Raw genomic sequence first — 17,292 nt, 5'->3', positions numbered from 1 at the left:
GTCGAGCGGCTTTTTTCGTTTCCCGACCGATGCGTCGACGTGCCGCATGCCCGCAAGTCGGTCGTGCTCGTCGCCCCGTGCGAGTCGCTCCATACGCGAGCCGGTACGAAAAACAAAAAGGCCGCTCACACGGAGCGGCCTTTGCGCGGGCGAGCTTCGCCGGCGTTACTGGATCTTCGCCTGCTGACGCAGCCCTTCCTCGAACGCCTGCAGCTTCTGCTGCACGATTTGCTGCGCGATCTGCGCCTTCACCTGGTCGAACGGCGGCGGTGCGATGTCGCGGATGTCGTCGACGCGGATGATGTGCCAGCCGAACTGCGTCTTCACCGGCGCATCGGTCATCTGGCCTTTCTGCAGTTTCTGGGCGGCCGCCGCGAATTCCGGCACGTACGCCTTCGGGTCCGACCAGTCGAGGTCGCCGCCGTTCTTGCCCGAGCCCGGATCCTTCGAGTACTGCTTCGCCAGATCCTCGAACTTGGCGCCGCCCTTGATCTTCGCGATCAGGTCCTTCGCCTGTTGCTCGCTTTCGACGAGGATGTGGTGCAGGTGATACTCGCGATTGCCGCCGGCGCCTTTGACGAGATCGTCGTAGCGCGCCTTCACTTCGGCGTCGGTCGGCTGGTTCTTCTTCAGGAAGCTCTCGATCATCGAGCGCAGCACGACCGTCTGCTGCGCGACGGCGACCTGTGCCTTCACGTCCGGACGGTTCGGGATGCCTTCGCGGATCGCTTCCTGCATCAGGATTTCGCGGTTCACGAGTTCCTGGCGCACGGCCTGCTGAAGCTGCGGGCTGTCGGTCTGTCCTTGCTGGACGAGCTGCGCAACCATCGCGTCGGCGCGCGACTTCGGAATCGGCGTGCCGTTGACGACGGCGATGTTCTGGGCAAATGCCGGTGCCGCTGCAAAAGCAGCCGCCGCGACCCACAGGCGGGGGGATTTCAGGATCATCGGGAATTCCTGTTGAGACTAGATTGAAGATTCGTTGAATTCTTCGGGCGTGTACGCCACGATCGCGAGCGCGTGAATGCCGCGCTGCATCGCATCAGCGAGCGCATCATACACCAGCCGGTGACGTGCGACGCGTGGCTTGCCAGCGAAGGCGGCCGACACGATCGTCACCGTGTAATGGCCGCCGGCGGCGGCGCCGGCGTGACCGGCGTGCTGCGCGCTGTCGTCGCGCACCGCGAGCGACAGCGGCGCGAGCGACGCGGTGAGGCGCGCTTCGATCAGTGCGATGCGCTCGTCCGGCGAGGCGTTCAAAAAGACGTCGGTCATGTCATTCGTCCTTCAGGTACTTCGTGAGCCACAGGCTCTGCAGGATGATGAACACGACCATCGCGCCCGTCGTGCCGAACAGCTTGAAGTTCACCCACTGAGATTCGGTGAAGTTGTGCACCACGTACAGGTTCGCGACGCCGAGCACCGCGAAGAACAGCGCCCATGCGACGTTCAGCTTGTCCCACACGGGGTGCGGCAGCGTGAGCTGCTTGCCCATCATCTTCTCGATCAGGTTGTTGCCGAACGCATAGCGCGCGGCGAGCAGCCCGATCGCAAACAGCCAGTACAGCACAGTCGGTTTCCATTGAATGAATTTCTCGTCATGCAGGACGAGGGTGGCGCCGCCGAACACGACGATCACGCCAAGGCTGACCCACAGCATCGTGTCGACTTTCCGGTGCCGGAAGGCGACCCATGCGACCTGGGCCAGCGTCGCGACGATCGCGACCGCGGTGGCGGTGAAGATGCCCCAGACCTTGAAGGCGGCAAAAAACAGGATGATCGGAAACAGATCGAACAGGAATTTCATGGCGCTCGCAGCTGCGTGAAAGGCCGCATCGCGCGGCCTTTCACCGTTGTGGGGACCCGCCAGGCGTCACCGTCCGGGATCGGGGCAGCCGGCAACGCTGCCCGACCGATCCGTCCGGCGCCGCTCATTCGTTTTCGGGTCGGGACTCGAAGTTTAACGCAGCCGAATTGATGCAGTACCGCAAACCGGTCTTGTCGCGCGGGCCGTCCTCGAACACGTGACCGAGGTGTGCGCCGCAATGGTTGCAGCGGACTTCGACGCGCACCATCCCGTGCGAGCGGTCGATCTTCTCGTCGATCACCTCGCCGTTCAGCGGCTTGAAGTAGCTGGGCCAGCCGCAGCCCGAATGGAACTTCGCGCCCGACTCGAACAGCGGCGTGCTGCAGACCACGCATTTGTAGATGCCCGGATCTTCGGTGTCGGTGTATTCGCCGGTGAACGCACGCTCGGTCGCCGCATGCTGCGTGACCTCGTACTGCATCGGCGTGAGGCGCCGGCGAAGTTCGGCGTCGTCTTTCTGATACGGGTAGGTTTTGTCGTCGGAATCGTGTGACATGTGAGGGTTCTCCTGATCGGTCGGTCGGGTCGGACGAGTCGTGGTGTCACGACGAGCAGCTCACTTCGAGCGACCCGGCCCAGTCGGGCGGTAATGCCGCATACGCTTCATGTTCCGGTTGTTCGTCGAACGGCCTGCGCAGCACCTGCGCGAGCCGCTCGACCTCGGAAAAATCCTTCTCCTTCGCGCGCCGGATCGCGACTTCGGCGAGATGGTTGCGCAGCACGTATTTCGGGTTCACGCGATTCATCGCGGCCGCGCGGGCCGCGTCGTCGCGCGTCTCGTCGGACAGCCGCGCGCGGTAGAGGTTCGCCCATGCGTCGAACGCATCGCGGTCGATGAACAGGTCGCGAACAGGCGCATCGCGGCTCGCGTCGTGCTTCGAGATCTGCGCGAGCCGGCGAAACGTCAGCGTGAAATCCGCGCGGCTTGCGTGCATCGTCTCGAGCAGCTTGTTCGCGAGTTCCGCGTCGTTGTCGCGTTCGAGCTCGAGGCCGAGCTTCCCGCGCATCGCGCGTTCGAGTGCAGGGCCGAAGCGTTCCGGAAATTTCGCGAGCACGGCCTGGGCGTCTTCGACCGCGCGCTCGGCGCGCGCATCGTCGTCGGCGATCCCGTGCTGCAGCCCGATCAGCGGCAGCAGCGCCTGCGCGAGACAGTAGCAGTTCCAGTGCGCAATGCGCGGCTGCATCCGGTATGCGTAACGGCCGCTCGTGTCGGAGTGGTTGCAGATGTGGTTCGCGTCGAACGCGTCGATGAAGCCGAACGGGCCGTAGTCGATCGTCAGGCCGAGGATCGACATGTTGTCGGTGTTCATCACGCCGTGGCAGAAGCCGACCGCCTGCCACTGTGCGACGAGCTCCGCCGTGCGCAGCGTCGCGGCTTCGAGCAGCGCGAGATACGGATCGTCCGCATCGCGGCAGCCCGGATAGAAACGCTCGATCACGTGATCGGCAAGCTGGCGCAGCAGATCGGGGCGGTCGTTCGAGAAGAAGTGCTCGAAGTGGCCGAAGCGCACGAAACTCTCCGACACCCGCGTGACCACTGCCGACGTCTCGATCTCCTCGCGTACGACCGGCTGGTCGGAGCCGATCACCGTGAGCGCGCGCGTGGTCGGAATGCCGAGGTGATGCATCGCTTCCGAACACAGGAATTCGCGGATCGACGAACGCAGCACTGCGCGGCCGTCGCCCATCCGCGAGTACGGCGTGCGGCCGCCGCCCTTGAGCTGCAGTTCGTAGCGCCGGCCGTCGGTGCCTGGCAGTTCGCCGATCGTCAGCGCGCGTCCGTCGCCGAGCTGGCCGGCCCACACGCCGAACTGGTGGCCGGAATACACGGACGCATACGGCAGCGCGCTCGCGGGCCAGTCGCGCGTCGGATTGCCGGCGAACAGCTCGGCGAAATCCGCTCGCGCCGCGGCCGAGGCAGGCAGCGCGAGCAGCCGCGCGACTTCATCGGAAAAGCCGACGACGTACGGCGCGGGCAGCGGCGCGGCCGGCAATCGCGTATGAAACGCGTCGCCGAGCGTGACGAACGCGCCGGCGGCCGGCGCGCCGAGCGTCGCGGCGAGGTCGGGGAGGGTGTCAGCCGCATCGGCTGCGCTTCGGGAAAACGACATGTTGAGCGCCTCTGGGTAAGCCGATATTGTAAGGCGGCGTCGCGCCGCCCGCATGGCGGCCCGCACGCGCCGCGCAACGCCGGTCCCGGCCGTGGACGGGCTGCAAGCCGGCGCACCGCTTCGAGGCTGGTCACCGATTCGCGTCGTTCAGGGAGAACAAGACGATGGGTAAGCCGTTGCTGGGCCAGATGATGGACATGCCGTTGCTGGTGTCGTCGCTGATCGCGCATGCCGCGCGCTACGCAGGCGACACGGAGATCGTGTCGAGACGCGTGGAAGGCGACCTGCATCGCTATACGTACCGCGACTGCGAGCAGCGCGCGAAACGCGTTGCGCAGGCGCTCGCGCGGCTGGGCGTCGAAACGGGCGAGCGCGTCGGCACGCTGGCGTGGAACGGCTACCGGCATCTGGAGGCCTATTACGGAATCGGCGGAATGGGCGCGGTGTGCCACACGATCAACCCGCGCCTCTTTCCCGAGCAGATCGCCTACATCGTCAATCATGCGGAAGACCGCTACGTCTTCTTCGACATCAATTTCGCGCCGCTCGTCGACGCGATCGCTCCGCAGTGCCCGCACGTGAAGGGCTGGATTGCGATGACCGACGCCGCGCACCTGCCGTCGGGCGCGACGCCTTACCTGTGCTATGAAACGCTCGTCGACGCCGAGGACGGTCGCTATGACTGGCCGCGCCTCGACGAGCTCCAGGCATCGGGCCTCTGTTACACATCCGGCACCACCGGCAATCCGAAAGGCGTGCTGTACTCGCATCGCTCGACGGTGCTGCACGCATACGGCGCCGCGCTGCCCGATGCGATGAACCTGTCGGCGCTCGACGCGGTGCTGCCCGTCGTGCCGATGTTCCATGTGAACGCGTGGGGGCTGCCGTACGCGGTGCCGCTCACCGGCGGCAAGCTCGTGCTGCCGGGCAAGGATCTCGACGGCAAGTCGCTGTACGAACTGATGGAGGCCGAGCGCGTGACCTTCTCCGCGGGCGTGCCCACCGTATGGCTCGGTTTGCTGAACTACATGCGCGAGGCCGGCGTACGGTTCTCGACGCTGAACCGCACGGTGATCGGCGGTTCGGCGTGTCCGCCCGCGATGCTGCGCACGTTCGAGGACGAATACGGCGTGCGCGTGATTCACGCGTGGGGGATGACCGAGCTGTCGCCGCTCGGCACGCTCGCGAAGCTGAACTGGGCGCAGTCGCAGCGGCCGCTCGACGTGCAGCGCCGGCTGCTGGAGAAACAGGGGCGCGTGATCTGCGGCGTCGACATGCGCATCGTCGGCGACGATGGTCACGAACTGCCGTGGGACGGCGTCGCATTCGGCGAGCTGCAGGTGCGCGGGCCGTGGGTCATCGATCACTACTTCAAGAGCGATACGTCGCCGCTCGTGGACGGCTGGTTCCCGACCGGCGACGTCGCGACGATCGACCCGGACGGCTTCCTGCAGATCACCGACCGCAGCAAGGACGTGATCAAGTCCGGCGGCGAATGGATCAGCTCGATCGACATCGAGAACGTCGCGATCGCCCATCCGGACGTTGCCGAAGCCGCATGCATCGCGTGCGCGCATCCGAAATGGACCGAACGGCCGCTGCTCGTCGTGGTGCCGCGCGACGGCGCGAATCTGACGCGCGACGCATTGCTCGCGTTCTACGAAGGCAAGGTCGCGAAGTGGTGGGTGCCCGACGACGTCGTGTTCGTCGAATCGCTGCCGCACACGGCGACCGGCAAGCTGCAGAAGCTGAAGCTGCGCGAGACGTTCCGCGATTACGTGTTGCCGACGGCCGTCTGCGCGCCGTAATTCCGGGCCGCCGATAGCCGGCCGCACGGTCGCCCGATCCGGCCCCGGACCGGAACAAAAATTCAAATTGAACGACCGTGCTTTTTCGTTGTATGCTGCCTCCGTTCGATCCGGACATGCGGCCCGTTCGGCCGTTCGACCGCGCACAATGAAGCGCAGCCACCCCGGCGCGCGATGCATGGAGGCAGGCAGATGGCAGTGGATTATTCGACTCGCGACGGCGTCGCCGTCATCACGCTCAACAATCCGCCCGTCAACGGGCTCGGCCTGTCGACGCGCCAGGGCGTCATGGACGCGCTCGATCGCGCCGCGCAGGATCCGGCCGTCACGGCGATCGTGCTGACCGGCGCGGGCCGCGCGTTCTCGGGCGGCGCCGACATCACCGAATTCAATACCCCGAAGGCGCTGCAGGAACCGACGCTGCACACCGTGATTCGCGCGGTGGAGGCGAGCGCGAAGCCGGTCGTCGCGGCGTTGCACAGTGTCGTGATGGGCGGCGGCCTCGAGCTCGCGCTCGGCGCGCACTATCGCGTGGCGGCGCCCGGTGCGCAGATTGCGTTGCCCGAAGTGAAGCTCGGCCTGTTGCCGGGGGCCGGCGGCACGCAGCGGCTGCCGCGTGCGGTCGGGCTCGAAACCGCGCTGAACATGATCGTGTCGGGCGCGCCGGTGCCGTCCGAGCAACTCGCGACGAGCGGGCTGTTCGACGCCATGGCCGACGCCGATCTGCTCGAGACTGCCGTCGCATTCGCGCGCAAGGTCGGCGCGGGGAGCGGGCCGCATCCGCGTGTGCGCGATCGCAAGATCGCCCACGAGAATGCGGCTGGCTTCATCCAGTTCGCGCGCAATTCGGTGCGGGCCGCCGCGCCGAACTTCCCCGCACCGCACAAGTGCATCGACGCGATCGAGGCCGGCGTGCTCAACGGCTTCGACAAGGGCAGCATCGCCGAGCGCGACGGCTTCGTCGCGCTGATGATGACACCGGAAAGCCGCGCGCTGCGGCACGCGTTTTTCGGCGAGCGCGCGGCGAGCAAGATTCCCGACGTGCCGGCCGATACGCCGGTGCGCGACATTCGCCGCGTCGGTGTCGTTGGCGCGGGCACGATGGGCGGCGGGATCGCGATGAACTTCGTCAACGCGGGCCTGCCCGTCACGCTGCTCGAAACGAAGCAGGAAGCGCTCGACCGCGGCCTCGCGACGATCCGCAAGAACTATGACGCGCAGGTCAAGAAGGGCAAGCTCACGCAGCAGAAGCTCGACGCGCGCATGGCGCTGATCACGCCGACGCTGTCCTACGACGACCTGAACGACGCGGACCTGATTATCGAAGCCGTGTTCGAGGAGCTCGGCGTGAAGGAACAGGTGTTCGGCCAGCTCGACGCGGTGGCGAAGCCCGGCGCGATCCTTGCGTCGAACACGTCGACGCTCGACGTCGACAAGATTGCTTCGTTCACGAAGCGTCCGCAGGACGTCGTCGGCATGCACTTCTTCAGCCCCGCGAACGTGATGAAGCTGCTCGAGGTGGTGCGCGGCGCGCGAACTGCGAACGACGTTCTCGCCACCGTGATGGCAGTCGCGAAGAAGATTCGCAAGACGGCGGTCGTATCGGGCGTGTGCGATGGCTTCATCGGCAACCGGATGATCGAGCAGTACATCCGCCAGGCGCTGTTCATGCTCGAGGAAGGCGCGCTGCCCGCGCAGATCGATCGCGCGATCGAGAAGTTCGGTTTTGCGATGGGGCCGTTCCGGATGAGCGACCTCGCCGGCAATGACATCGGCTGGGCGATTCGCAAGCGCCGTTATGTCGAGAAGCCCGATCTGCACTATTCGAAGATCGCCGATCGCCTGTGCGAGCTGGGCCGCTTCGGCCAGAAGACGGGCGGCGGCTGGTACGACTACGTGCCGGGCGAGCGCAAAGCGAAGCCGTCGGCGCTCGTCGACGAAATGGTCGTCGCGTACTCGAAAGAGCGCGGCGTCGAGCGGCGCAACATCGGCGACGACGAGATCGTCGAGCGTCTCGTGTACGCGCTCGTCAACGAAGGCGCGAAGATTCTCGAGGAGAAGATCGCGTCGAAGGCGTCCGACATCGACATGGTCTATCTGACCGGCTACGGCTTCCCGCTGTGGCGCGGCGGCCCGATGCTGTACGCGGACATGGTCGGACTCTACAACGTCGAGCGTGCGATCCGACGCTACGCGGCCGCGCCGAACGGCGACGCGTGGCAGATCGCTCCGTCGATCGTCGAACTGGCGAAAGCCGGACGCGGATTCAACGGCTGACGGCCCGTGACCGCACGGCCAAGCCAGCAAGGAGAAACGCAATGAAACGCAGCGACGACGTATTGCTCGTGATCGACGTGCAGTACGACTTCATGCCGGGCGGTGCACTCGCCGTGCCGGACGGCGACGCGGTCGTGCCGGTGATCAACGCGCTCGCGCGACGCTTCGATCACGTCGTGCTGACGCAGGACTGGCACCCGCGCGAGCACGTGTCGTTCGCGGCGAACCATCCCGGGCGCGAACCGTTTTCGACGCTCGCGCTGCCGTACGGCGAGCAGGTTCTGTGGCCCGTGCACTGCGTGCAGGACACCGAAGGCGCGGCGTTGCATCGCGACCTCGACATCCCGCATGCGCGGCTCGTGATCCGCAAGGGCGGCGACGCGCAGGTCGACAGCTATTCCGCGTTCGTGGAAGCCGATCGCACGACGCGTACGGGGCTCGCCGGCTATCTGCGCGAGCTGGGCGCGAAGCGCGTGTGGTGCTGCGGGCTCGCGACCGACTATTGCGTCGCGTGGTCGGCGCTCGATGCGCGCGCGGCGGGCTTCGAGGCCGCGGTGATCAACGATGCGTGCCGCGCAATCGACCTGAACGGGTCGCTCGCGCACGCATGGCATCAGATGCAGGCAGCGGGCGTCGCGCATGTGACGTCCGCGGGCGCGCGCCCGGCGGCGTAGCGCATCCCCATCCGACATGAAGCAGGACCGAAGGAGACTCGCATGACCGAAGCCGTAATCGTATCGACCGCACGCACACCGCTCGCGAAATCGTGGCGCGGCGCCTTCAACATGACGCATGGTGCGACGCTCGGCGGCCATGTGGTCGCGGCTGCGCTCGAGCGCGCGAAGCTCGACCCGGCGCGCATCGAGGACGTGATCATGGGCTGCGCGAACCCCGAAGGCGCGACCGGCGCCAACATCGCGCGGCAAATCGCGCTGCGCGCGGGGCTGCCGGTAAGCGTGCCCGGGATGACGGTGAACCGTTTCTGTTCGTCCGGGCTGCAGACGATCGCGCTCGCCGCGCAGCGGATCATCGCGGGCGAGGGCGACGTGTACGTCGCGGGCGGCGTCGAATCGATTTCGTGCGTGCAGAACGAGATGAACCGGCACATGATCCAGGAAGGCTGGCTCGTCGAGCACAAGCCGGAGATCTACTGGAACATGCTGCAGACGGCCGAGAACGTCGCGAAGCGCTACCGGATCTCGAAGGAACGGCAGGACGCGTACGGTGTGCAGTCGCAACAGCGGGCCGCGGCCGCGCAGGAAGCCGGGCGCTTCCACGACGAGATCGTGCCGATCACCGTGCGCGCCGGCATTGCCGACAAGGCGACGGGGCGCCTGTTCACGCAGGAAGTGACCGTGTCGGCCGATGAAGGCATCCGGCCCGACACGACGCTCGAAGGCGTGTCGAAGATCCGCTCGGCCGTGCCCGGCGGCGTGATCACCGCCGGCAACGCGAGCCAGTTCTCCGATGGCGCGTCGGCGTGCGTGGTGATGAACGCGGACGTCGCGCAGCGTGAAGGGTTGCAGCCGCTCGGCGTGTTCCGCGGTTTCGCGGTGGCCGGTTGCGAGCCGGATGAAATGGGGATCGGCCCGGTGTTTGCGGTGCCGAAGCTGCTGAAGCAGGCCGGGTTGAAGGTCGACGACATCGGCTTGTGGGAGCTGAACGAAGCGTTCGCGGTGCAGGTGCTGTACTGCCGCGACACACTCGGGATTCCTGACGACCGGCTGAACGTGAACGGCGGCGCGATTGCGGTTGGGCACCCGTACGGTGTGTCCGGCGCGCGCCTGACCGGCCATGCGCTGCTCGAAGGCAAGCGACGCGGCGTGAAATACGTGGTCGTCACGATGTGCATCGGCGGCGGGCAGGGCGCAGCCGGGCTGTTCGAAATCGTCTGACGTTAAATCGGCGGCGGCCGCGACTTCCGTGGCGATGGAGGCGGCCGCCCCGACGCGCGCATCGGCCGGATTCGGCAGCGATTCGTCACGATCGCGACGCAAAGGGCGCAGGGGAGAGGGTGCCGTTTCCCCTTACTTGTCAAACGAATTGCGCCACCTATACTTGCTCTGACATTTGCCTTTCGGCGGGATGGGCCAACGCGCGTGTCGCATCGGCGCGCGCGACGCGCTTCCGGTAGCCGGCGAAGACGATGCAGCGCGCGTTTCCGGCACCGTGGACGTTCGAACCACGCAGCAGACCGAAACGGGGACCAAATTGAGCACAGCCTATGCAGCCGGGGAGCCGCCGCGGGTCGTCAGCGCGGCCGCGAGGCTCTACGCAAAATGCCTGCTGGTCGGATTCGCGTTGCTGCCGGCCTATCTGATTGCCTATCTGTGGTTCTTCAGCGACCCGCACGTCGTGTTCGAGAGCCACGCATTTCATGAACTCGCTATCGCGGCCGCAACGCTCGAGGGCGCGTTCGTCACCTACGTGACCTGGGTGTGCTACCGCGCGTCCGGCGAGCCGCTGCTGCGCTGGCTGACGCTCGGCTTTCTCGGCTTCGCGATGATCTATGCGCTGCACGGCCTCTTCACCGGGATGGCGCATCACAACATCTGGCTGTTCCTGCTGTACGGGCCGGCGTCGCGTCTCGTGATGTCGATCCTGCTGCTGACCGGCATGCTGTCGTATGCGCAGCCGCCCGACCGCGTCGACAAGCGTACGCGTGCGCGCACGTGGCTGCCGTGGGTCGTGCTGTTCCTGGTCATCGACGCGGCGGTCGCGTACATCGCCTATTCGCCGGTCGCGGGCGCGTACGGCACGCGCACGTCGATGGAAGGCGGCGCGCTCGTGCTTTCGCTCGTGAACATCGGCGTGCTGCTCGCGCGGCGCATCCGCTCGCCGTTGATGGTCATCTACGGCGTGTCGATCATGGCGTTCGCGCTGTCGTCGGTCGCGTTCCTGCTCGGCAAACCGTGGAATCACATGTGGTGGCTCGCGCACGCGATCTTCGCGGGCGGCTTCTTCCTGCTCAGCTACGGCGTCGTGCAGGCGCTTCAGACGACACGCTCGTTTTCCGCGATCTACAGCCAGCAGGACCTGATGAGCCGGTTGTCGGAATCGATGGCGCGCACCGAGAGCGCGCTGCAGGAGTTGCGGCGCACGAACCAGAAACTCGAGTACATGGCCGCGACCGACCCGATGACAGGCGCGTCGAACCGCCGCCAGTTCATCGCGCAGGTGGAGCGCGAGATCGTGCGCGCGGAGCGCGACGGCACGCCGTTCTGCCTGCTGGCGCTCGATCTCGACAACTTCAAGAACATCAACGACGCGTACGGTCACCAGATCGGCGACGAGGTGTTGCGCGGCGTCGTGCGCCAATGTCTCGAAGCGATTCGGCCAGCGGGGGCGCTCGCGCGGGTCGGCGGCGAGGAGTTCATGGCGCTGTTGCCGGAGATGCCGCTCGAAGGCGCACGGATGACCGCCGAACGCGTGAGATCGTCGATCGCGAGTTCGCCGTTCGGGCTGGATTTCAAGCGCGTGCAGGTGACGGTCAGCGTCGGTGTCGCGCAATACGGCGTCGATGGCAGCACGGTCGATGCGTTGCTGCGCGCGGTGGACGAGCGGCTGTATCAGGCGAAGCGCGACGGGCGCAATCGCGTGGTCGCGCACTGACGACGCGCGAACGCTGCGGATTCGGCCATCTGACGCGCGAGAACGATGCCCGCGGACGCGATGCCGCGTCGATCCGTTTCGTGGACGATCCGATTGAAGCCCCGCACCCGAATTCGAATGCGGTGCTTTTGTTTCACCGGCGCGTCGCTAGCGCGCGGCAATGGCCGCGGCGGTGCGTGGTTGCGCGTCCTCCAGCCGCTGCGATGCCTGCCACCAGTACTTGCCGGTGCGCAGCTGCGGGTCGCGGATCGCAAGATACGTCGTACTCCATAGCTGCGCCGCATTGGCCTCGGTCGCATCGGCGCTGCGCGTGCCGAACGCATCGGTCTGGTACTTGCCGTTCGCGTACGACCACGTCCACATCTCCGATGTGCGCATGTCGCGGCCGTTCGAGATCACCTGCCAGATCGTCTGCCGCGCCTGCGTGAGCAGCGTGCGCGTCGCGGCCGACAGATCCTGGCGCGCGAGTTGCCGGTCGAGCCCCGCGGCCCACATCGCCTGCTGCCACGACCAGATCACCGCGCCGTGATAGGCGGAACTCGTGAACTTTGGCCACAACGTCTGGCTTGCATAAGCGGGGTTCGCGATCAGCATCCCGACGTCCGTGACGAGCCCCGTCGGGAATGGCCGCGTGACGTCGGCCACGATCCGCTGCAGTTCGTCGTCCGGCGGCGTGCCGAACAGCAGCGCGAACCCGCCGTCGGAATTCATCACCGGGATCGGCGCGCCTTGCTGGTCGAGCGACAGCGCATAGAACGTGAGCGGCGCGCTCGGCGCGGTGCCGGCCGGCACGCCGGCCGACGGCGCGTAGGCCGACACGTCGGTTGCGGCCTGCGCGGCGGGTACGCTGACCTGGAACAGCGGCGGCGCTTGCTGCTCCCATGTGGCGGCCTGGGCTGCCGTGTTCGCGAGCGTCGTGCGTTGTCCGGCGTCGAGGTACGGATCGAGCAGGCCGCGCGCCAGGAACGCGTTCGCGGCGCGCAGCGCGGCCGGCACGAGCACCGCATTCACGTCGTACGGGTAGACGCCACCGCCGAGCCCGTCGGTGCTGTCGCGCCAATTGCCGACGATTTCGCCGGGCCGCAGGTGAATCAGGTTCGCGACCGCCGGTTGCTGCGCGAACGGCTGCGCGGTGGCCGCAACGTGCAGCAGATTCACGACGAGCCGGCTGCCGTTGGTCTGGCCGTCGCTGCCGCGTTGCGCGAGATAGGCGGCCGCGCGCGCCTGGCCGCGCGGGTCGTCGATCAGCCAGGCCGCCGCGATCGGTGCGAGCAGGTAGTCGCTGTCGATCATCTTGTAGTCGTAGGTTGGCGTCGCGTCGTTCGGGCGGCCGTGCTTTGCGTTGTCGACCAGCGCGAATTCGCCGATCCCTTCCTCGTGCGCGACCTTGCCGTCGCTCGACAGCCGGCTCAGCACCGACGACAAGCCGGCCTCGATCGCCGCGGGTTCGAGCACCGGCATCAGCATGCGCACGGAAATCAGCGTGTCGCGGCCGAAGTACGTGTCGTACTGCCACGAGCCGGCCAGCAGCTTGTCGTTGAAGCTCAGGAATTCGAGCACGTTCTGGCTGACCGGATCGGGGTTCACGGACGGCGCAAACAGGTCGGCGCGCGTGATCGGCGACAACGGTGTCTCGCCCGACAGCGCGTCGACGTGCAGTTTCAGCGTATGCGAACCCGGTGCTGCCCGCAGCTCGAGCTTGCCGCCTGCGGCCGGCGCGATGCTGCCGCCGTCGCGCAGCGTGATGCGCAGCGTGTAGCCGGGCGCGCCGTCGATCCGGTCGCGCTGCCACTGCACCGCGCTGCCCTGGATCGCCGGCGCGGTGACGATCTCCGGCGGGATCGTCGCGCCGCCGTTGAAGTCGCGCAGGAAGCGCACGTTGCCGAGCAACCCCTGGCGAACCGTCAGCGCAGCGGTGTCGACCGAGACGTCGGCCCCGATTCCGTATTGCGGGCGGCCGTGCGTGTCGGGCGCCGACAGCGCGGACGGCTGTGTATCGAGGCTCCAGTTCACCGGCTGGGCGGTATCGTCGAACCATAGCCCGGTGCCGCTGTTGCCAGCCGGAAATACCACGAGCAGGCGCGGCTTCGTCGACGAGCGCACCAGCAGATGCGCGGCGACCTTGTCCTGCCGGTAGAACGCATTGATCTGCCCGCCGGTATCCATCCGGAACGCCAGCGCGGCCGTGTTCGACGGCGGGCTGTTCGACCGGACGTCATCGTCGTTGCAACCCGCGAGCAGGCCTGCGCAGACGAAGCCGACACACAGCGATTTCGTGAAACGGTGCATGTTCATGACGACCCTCCTGACGACTGCATTTTTTATCGGAATGTTCGAGCGAGCGGAGATGCGTTCCGCTTCATGTTGCATTGCAGGCATTATGAAAATGCCGTTGAATCGGTGGCGGGTAATGCTCGGACGCGAATTGGGCGGCGATTAATCGGATAAGCGACAAATACCGAAAAGAAATGCAAAAGGGCGCGTAATGCGTTGCCACACGGGTGAAGTCGCGGGGTGAGCGGACTCGCCCGGCCGAACGGCCTGAGCGAAGGCACATGCTCTCGCAGCGACGAAAAATCCGATCAAAGCGTTGTAGGGGATTCTAAATTTCGATGAAAGTCGAAGTCAATGTTCCTCGATGAATTTTCGGGTATTTTATTTGCCAATAAATCGTAATTGTTACTCGCGCGTGCGGTAAAAAATGCAGGGCGATGAAAAGAGATAATCAGAGCCGATAGTGATTGATGGAAGCAAGGTCGAATGGCGGTTTGCAGCCGCCCGCGCAGCCGGATGGAAATGAATGGTACGGTTCATCTGTCATGGTCGTGCGATAAGGCGCGAAGCGCGCCGAGCAACGCGCGTTCCCGCCCTCTGCGATGCACGGCTGCGCCATTGCCGACGAGGAGGGCCGGTCGGTGCCGATGGCGAGCCACGGCTATGGCCGCATGAAGGGTCGTGATCGACGCTGAGCGGACGGTGAAGTACTTCCGGCCGACGCGCTGTTATCCGGTTAGCGGCCCACACTCGGTGTCCGGCATATCTTGATCAATGTCCATCTCGACGGCTTTTCCGCCTATTCGAGCAAGCGAGCAAGCCCATGACGATCCAGATCGCTCCACCCGAAATCCCTTTCGTTCCGCTCGCCACGAGCAGCAGCGCGGTCATGACAAACGCAAGCGGCAACAGAATGTGAGGCAGTGGCATTCTGAATACAGGCGATACGCTTTTGTCTCGACGCAACGTCACCAGGACGAGCAGCGGCGGGACGAAATGCAGCACGTAAAGGAAGCCGCCTACGGCTGTTGCGCTGGATGAGGAGCCGAATAAGGCCATCGTGATCAGCATGCCGCCGCTGACGATCGTCGCGATATCGGGTGTCCCGGTTTTCGGATCGACTCGCGCCAATGGGGAAGGCAGCAGACCATCGCGCGCCATCGCGAAAATGATCCGCGACGTGACGACGAGCACCGCGTTTGCCGTAGCCGCGGTCGTGACGACGGCAATAGCAGCGACGAGCCGCCTGCCCGAGTCCCCCATGAATTGTCGTGCAGCGGCGCTGAGTGGCGCGGGGGAAGCGCCGAGCGTGCGCCAACCGACGGTGCCCAACGCGGTAAATGCGACTACGAGGTAAATGCCGAGCACAATCGCAAGGGTGAGAAGGATTGCGCGGGGCAGGTTTTTTTCTGGCCGGTCGATCTCTTCGCCGGCCGCCGCGACCATATCGAAACCGCCGAACGCGAGAAACGCGACGAGTGCGCCCGTCAGTATCCCCGTGAACCCGCCCGGCGCCCATGGGGTAAGCCGCGTCAACTGAATTGCAGGCGCTCCGGCTGCCGCAAAGCCCAGCAAACCGGCGATCGCCAGACCGATGACAATTACTTGAGCCTTGCCAGCGGCTTCGACACCCCGTGCGTTGACCAGCACACATGCAAACACGAGCGCGACCGCACACCAGACTTGCGGTAGACCAGTCAGCACATTCAGGTAACCGCCGAATCCCAGCGTCACGTAGCCGCTGACGAAAACGTACGAGCCGCAGAAGATCCAGCCCATCATGAAACCCCAGCGGCTTCCAAGCACTTCGCGCACGAACGCATAGCCACCGCCCGCCTGCGGATACCGGCAGGCCAATTCTGCGTATGGCAGGGCGATTACGACCGCGGCGACGAACGCGAGCGCAAACGAAAGCAGCGCCGCAGGCCCTGCCAGTGCAGAGGCTTGCCCGACGAGAACGAAGATGCCCCCGCCAATCGTTCCCCCGACGCCTACTGCCACCGCTCCTTGCAATCCAAGCGCGCGCCGCAGGCGTGCGCGTTCCGTGCTGCGGGCGTCGGCGCTCATGGCGTCGCTCCCGCAACGCTGTCGCGCGCCAAGAACGCTTGCGGACCTTCGTTGGGATTGCCGACCGCGCGAATGCAGAAGCGTCGGTCTGGCGGCAGGCTGGAGGCCGCCGTTGGACGACTGGATTCGAGGAAAGTGCGGCGTTGTTCGCGCCAGATAGCAACCATGATGACTTCCGATGTGGATTCGAAAGCCCGATTGTCTGAGCGGAGGCGAGCCGCGTATTGGCAAAAATTGCGGCGCTACGCCGTTTCTTCAGTGGCGTTGCTGGGCCACTGCTGCAGCAAAGTGTGACGGGGTGATCCCGTAACAGCGCTTGAAGTTTCTCGTTAGCGCACTTTGATCGTAGAACCCTGTCGACGCGGCCGCATCTGCGATCGGCACACCTTTCATCAGTCGTTGACGCGCTTCCATGAGTCTCACCTGCGTCAGATACAGGTGAGGAGTCAACCCCAAGCAACGATTGAAAAGACCGATGAGTTGGAACGGTGTCAGACCCACGGCAGCGCTCAAGTCTTCCAGCAGCAACGCTTCTGCGTACCGGTCGTGGATGAGATCCGTTACCGCGCGAAGCAGCGTGCGGTCGCGAGGTGCTGGCTCAATGCGCTTGCTGCCCGAACCATGACGTTGAAACAGCCGCCCGAAGGTAGAGAAAAGCAGTTCGCGCTCGCGAAAAACGTCGTTTCCCGCTTCGAGCAACACGTGCAGCTTCAGAAAATAGCCGATGAGATCCGGATCATCGAAGACGTTTCGGATGAAGTACGGCGCATCGTCGATACCGAGACCGTCCGCGATCGCCGAGATCGCCCCGTCCGCAAGATACAGCGACCGGTACTGCCAGCGCTCGCTCCATCCCATCGAACCCGAATGCGCTTCTTCCGGATTGAAGACGAGCAGCTTCGATGTCCGTGCTTCATCGGTCACACCCCGGCTCTTTATAATCGATCCGCCCGACTCCGTGACCGCAATGACAAATCCATCGTGGACGTGCGGTGCGTACTGCTGGGTGGTGAAATCGGCCCTCATCAAGCTCAGGCCCGGCGTATGGGCGCTGAACCAGAAAGAGGCGTGGTTTCTTGGATCGTTGCGGGGCACGGTCGAGTATCGAAAGCGCGTTGAACTGAGGCTTGACGCCGCAGAAGTACCTGCGAACCATTGTAGCCGCAGTCGACCGTGCGCCTTCCATCCATCGGTGAAATGTCGAAATGTCTACGTATCAGTGCCCCAAAGACCGGCCAGGCGGACGTGGGCGATCCGGGTAATAGTGGCAAAGCGT

At 65.5% G+C, this 17,292-nt stretch carries 13 protein-coding genes; 5 read left to right on the top strand and 8 right to left on the bottom strand.

The window, feature by feature from the left end; translation table 11 throughout:
* Positions 1 to 165 precede the first annotated feature (165 nt).
* The 5 genes from KDW55_RS15135 to KDW55_RS15115 form a co-directional block, all read right to left on the bottom strand.
* On the bottom strand, positions 166 to 948 hold the full coding sequence (locus KDW55_RS15135) for a peptidylprolyl isomerase (RefSeq protein WP_059547654.1): 783 nt from the start codon (positions 946 to 948) through the stop codon (positions 166 to 168).
* An 18-nt stretch (positions 949 to 966) separates the two neighbouring features.
* A complete protein-coding gene (locus KDW55_RS15130; RefSeq protein WP_040144370.1) occupies positions 967 to 1,275 on the bottom strand; it encodes a BolA family protein in 309 nt (102 codons plus the stop codon).
* Between the two features lies 1 nt (position 1,276).
* Positions 1,277 to 1,807, bottom strand: a complete 531-nt coding sequence (locus KDW55_RS15125) for a septation protein A (protein ID WP_011352350.1) — start codon at positions 1,805 to 1,807, stop codon at positions 1,277 to 1,279.
* 124 nt (positions 1,808 to 1,931) lie between these two features.
* Complete coding sequence (gene msrB, locus KDW55_RS15120) at positions 1,932 to 2,363, bottom strand: peptide-methionine (R)-S-oxide reductase MsrB (RefSeq protein WP_040144369.1); 432 nt, start codon at positions 2,361 to 2,363, stop codon at positions 1,932 to 1,934.
* 46 nt (positions 2,364 to 2,409) lie between these two features.
* Complete coding sequence (locus KDW55_RS15115; RefSeq protein WP_059547650.1) at positions 2,410 to 3,978, bottom strand: protein adenylyltransferase SelO; 1,569 nt, start codon at positions 3,976 to 3,978, stop codon at positions 2,410 to 2,412.
* Positions 3,979 to 4,142: 164 nt separating this feature from the next.
* Between KDW55_RS15115 and KDW55_RS15110 the strand changes: the two genes are divergently transcribed.
* From KDW55_RS15110 to KDW55_RS15090, 5 genes are all read left to right on the top strand, one after another.
* Entirely contained in the window at positions 4,143 to 5,786 is a 1,644-nt protein-coding gene (locus tag KDW55_RS15110) for a 3-(methylthio)propionyl-CoA ligase (RefSeq protein WP_212197990.1), read from the top strand.
* 192 nt (positions 5,787 to 5,978) lie between these two features.
* Positions 5,979 to 8,063 (top strand): 3-hydroxyacyl-CoA dehydrogenase NAD-binding domain-containing protein, encoded by a 2,085-nt coding sequence (locus KDW55_RS15105; protein WP_212197989.1) that lies wholly within the window; start codon positions 5,979 to 5,981, stop codon positions 8,061 to 8,063.
* A 41-nt stretch (positions 8,064 to 8,104) separates the two neighbouring features.
* Positions 8,105 to 8,737: a bifunctional nicotinamidase/pyrazinamidase gene (gene pncA / locus KDW55_RS15100; RefSeq protein WP_212147831.1), complete on the top strand. Its 633-nt coding sequence runs from the start codon at positions 8,105 to 8,107 to the stop codon at positions 8,735 to 8,737.
* A gap of 42 nt (positions 8,738 to 8,779) precedes the next feature.
* Positions 8,780 to 9,958: an acetyl-CoA C-acyltransferase gene (locus KDW55_RS15095; protein WP_212197988.1), complete on the top strand. Its 1,179-nt coding sequence runs from the start codon at positions 8,780 to 8,782 to the stop codon at positions 9,956 to 9,958.
* A gap of 316 nt (positions 9,959 to 10,274) precedes the next feature.
* Positions 10,275 to 11,675 (top strand): sensor domain-containing diguanylate cyclase, encoded by a 1,401-nt coding sequence (locus KDW55_RS15090; protein ID WP_212147832.1) that lies wholly within the window; start codon positions 10,275 to 10,277, stop codon positions 11,673 to 11,675.
* Positions 11,676 to 11,822: 147 nt separating this feature from the next.
* Here KDW55_RS15090 and KDW55_RS15085 read toward each other — a convergent pair whose 3' ends face one another.
* From KDW55_RS15085 to KDW55_RS15075, 3 genes are all read right to left on the bottom strand, one after another.
* Positions 11,823 to 13,964: a hypothetical protein gene (locus KDW55_RS15085; protein ID WP_212160310.1), complete on the bottom strand. Its 2,142-nt coding sequence runs from the start codon at positions 13,962 to 13,964 to the stop codon at positions 11,823 to 11,825.
* Between the two features lie 756 nt (positions 13,965 to 14,720).
* Complete coding sequence (locus tag KDW55_RS15080) at positions 14,721 to 16,016, bottom strand: amino acid permease (protein WP_212160144.1); 1,296 nt, start codon at positions 16,014 to 16,016, stop codon at positions 14,721 to 14,723.
* A 255-nt stretch (positions 16,017 to 16,271) separates the two neighbouring features.
* Positions 16,272 to 17,111, bottom strand: coding sequence for an AraC family transcriptional regulator (locus KDW55_RS15075; protein ID WP_212160143.1), 840 nt, complete (start codon positions 17,109 to 17,111; stop codon positions 16,272 to 16,274).
* Positions 17,112 to 17,292: the final 181 nt, after the last annotated feature.

The sequence above is a fragment of the Burkholderia sp. AU19243 genome, assembly GCF_018148075.1.
Taxonomy (GTDB): domain Bacteria; phylum Pseudomonadota; class Gammaproteobacteria; order Burkholderiales; family Burkholderiaceae; genus Burkholderia; species Burkholderia latens_A.
The sequence above is the reverse complement of the archived record's forward strand: the minus strand, read 5'-3'. Positions and strand labels throughout refer to the sequence as shown.

Excerpts from the sequence above, each read along its gene's own strand:
- KDW55_RS15135 (WP_059547654.1), bottom strand. The coding sequence starts at position 948 with ATGATCCTGAAATCCCCCCGCCTGTGGGTCGCGGCGGCTGCTTTTGCA.
- KDW55_RS15130 (WP_040144370.1), bottom strand. The coding sequence starts at position 1,275 with ATGACCGACGTCTTTTTGAACGCCTCGCCGGACGAGCGCATCGCACTG.
- KDW55_RS15125 (WP_011352350.1), bottom strand. The coding sequence starts at position 1,807 with ATGAAATTCCTGTTCGATCTGTTTCCGATCATCCTGTTTTTTGCCGCC.
- msrB (WP_040144369.1), bottom strand. The coding sequence starts at position 2,363 with ATGTCACACGATTCCGACGACAAAACCTACCCGTATCAGAAAGACGAC.
- KDW55_RS15115 (WP_059547650.1), bottom strand. The coding sequence starts at position 3,978 with ATGTCGTTTTCCCGAAGCGCAGCCGATGCGGCTGACACCCTCCCCGAC.
- KDW55_RS15110 (WP_212197990.1), top strand. The coding sequence starts at position 4,143 with ATGGGTAAGCCGTTGCTGGGCCAGATGATGGACATGCCGTTGCTGGTG.
- KDW55_RS15105 (WP_212197989.1), top strand. The coding sequence starts at position 5,979 with ATGGCAGTGGATTATTCGACTCGCGACGGCGTCGCCGTCATCACGCTC.
- pncA (WP_212147831.1), top strand. The coding sequence starts at position 8,105 with ATGAAACGCAGCGACGACGTATTGCTCGTGATCGACGTGCAGTACGAC.
- KDW55_RS15095 (WP_212197988.1), top strand. The coding sequence starts at position 8,780 with ATGACCGAAGCCGTAATCGTATCGACCGCACGCACACCGCTCGCGAAA.
- KDW55_RS15085 (WP_212160310.1), bottom strand. The coding sequence starts at position 13,964 with ATGCACCGTTTCACGAAATCGCTGTGTGTCGGCTTCGTCTGCGCAGGC.
- KDW55_RS15080 (WP_212160144.1), bottom strand. The coding sequence starts at position 16,016 with ATGAGCGCCGACGCCCGCAGCACGGAACGCGCACGCCTGCGGCGCGCG.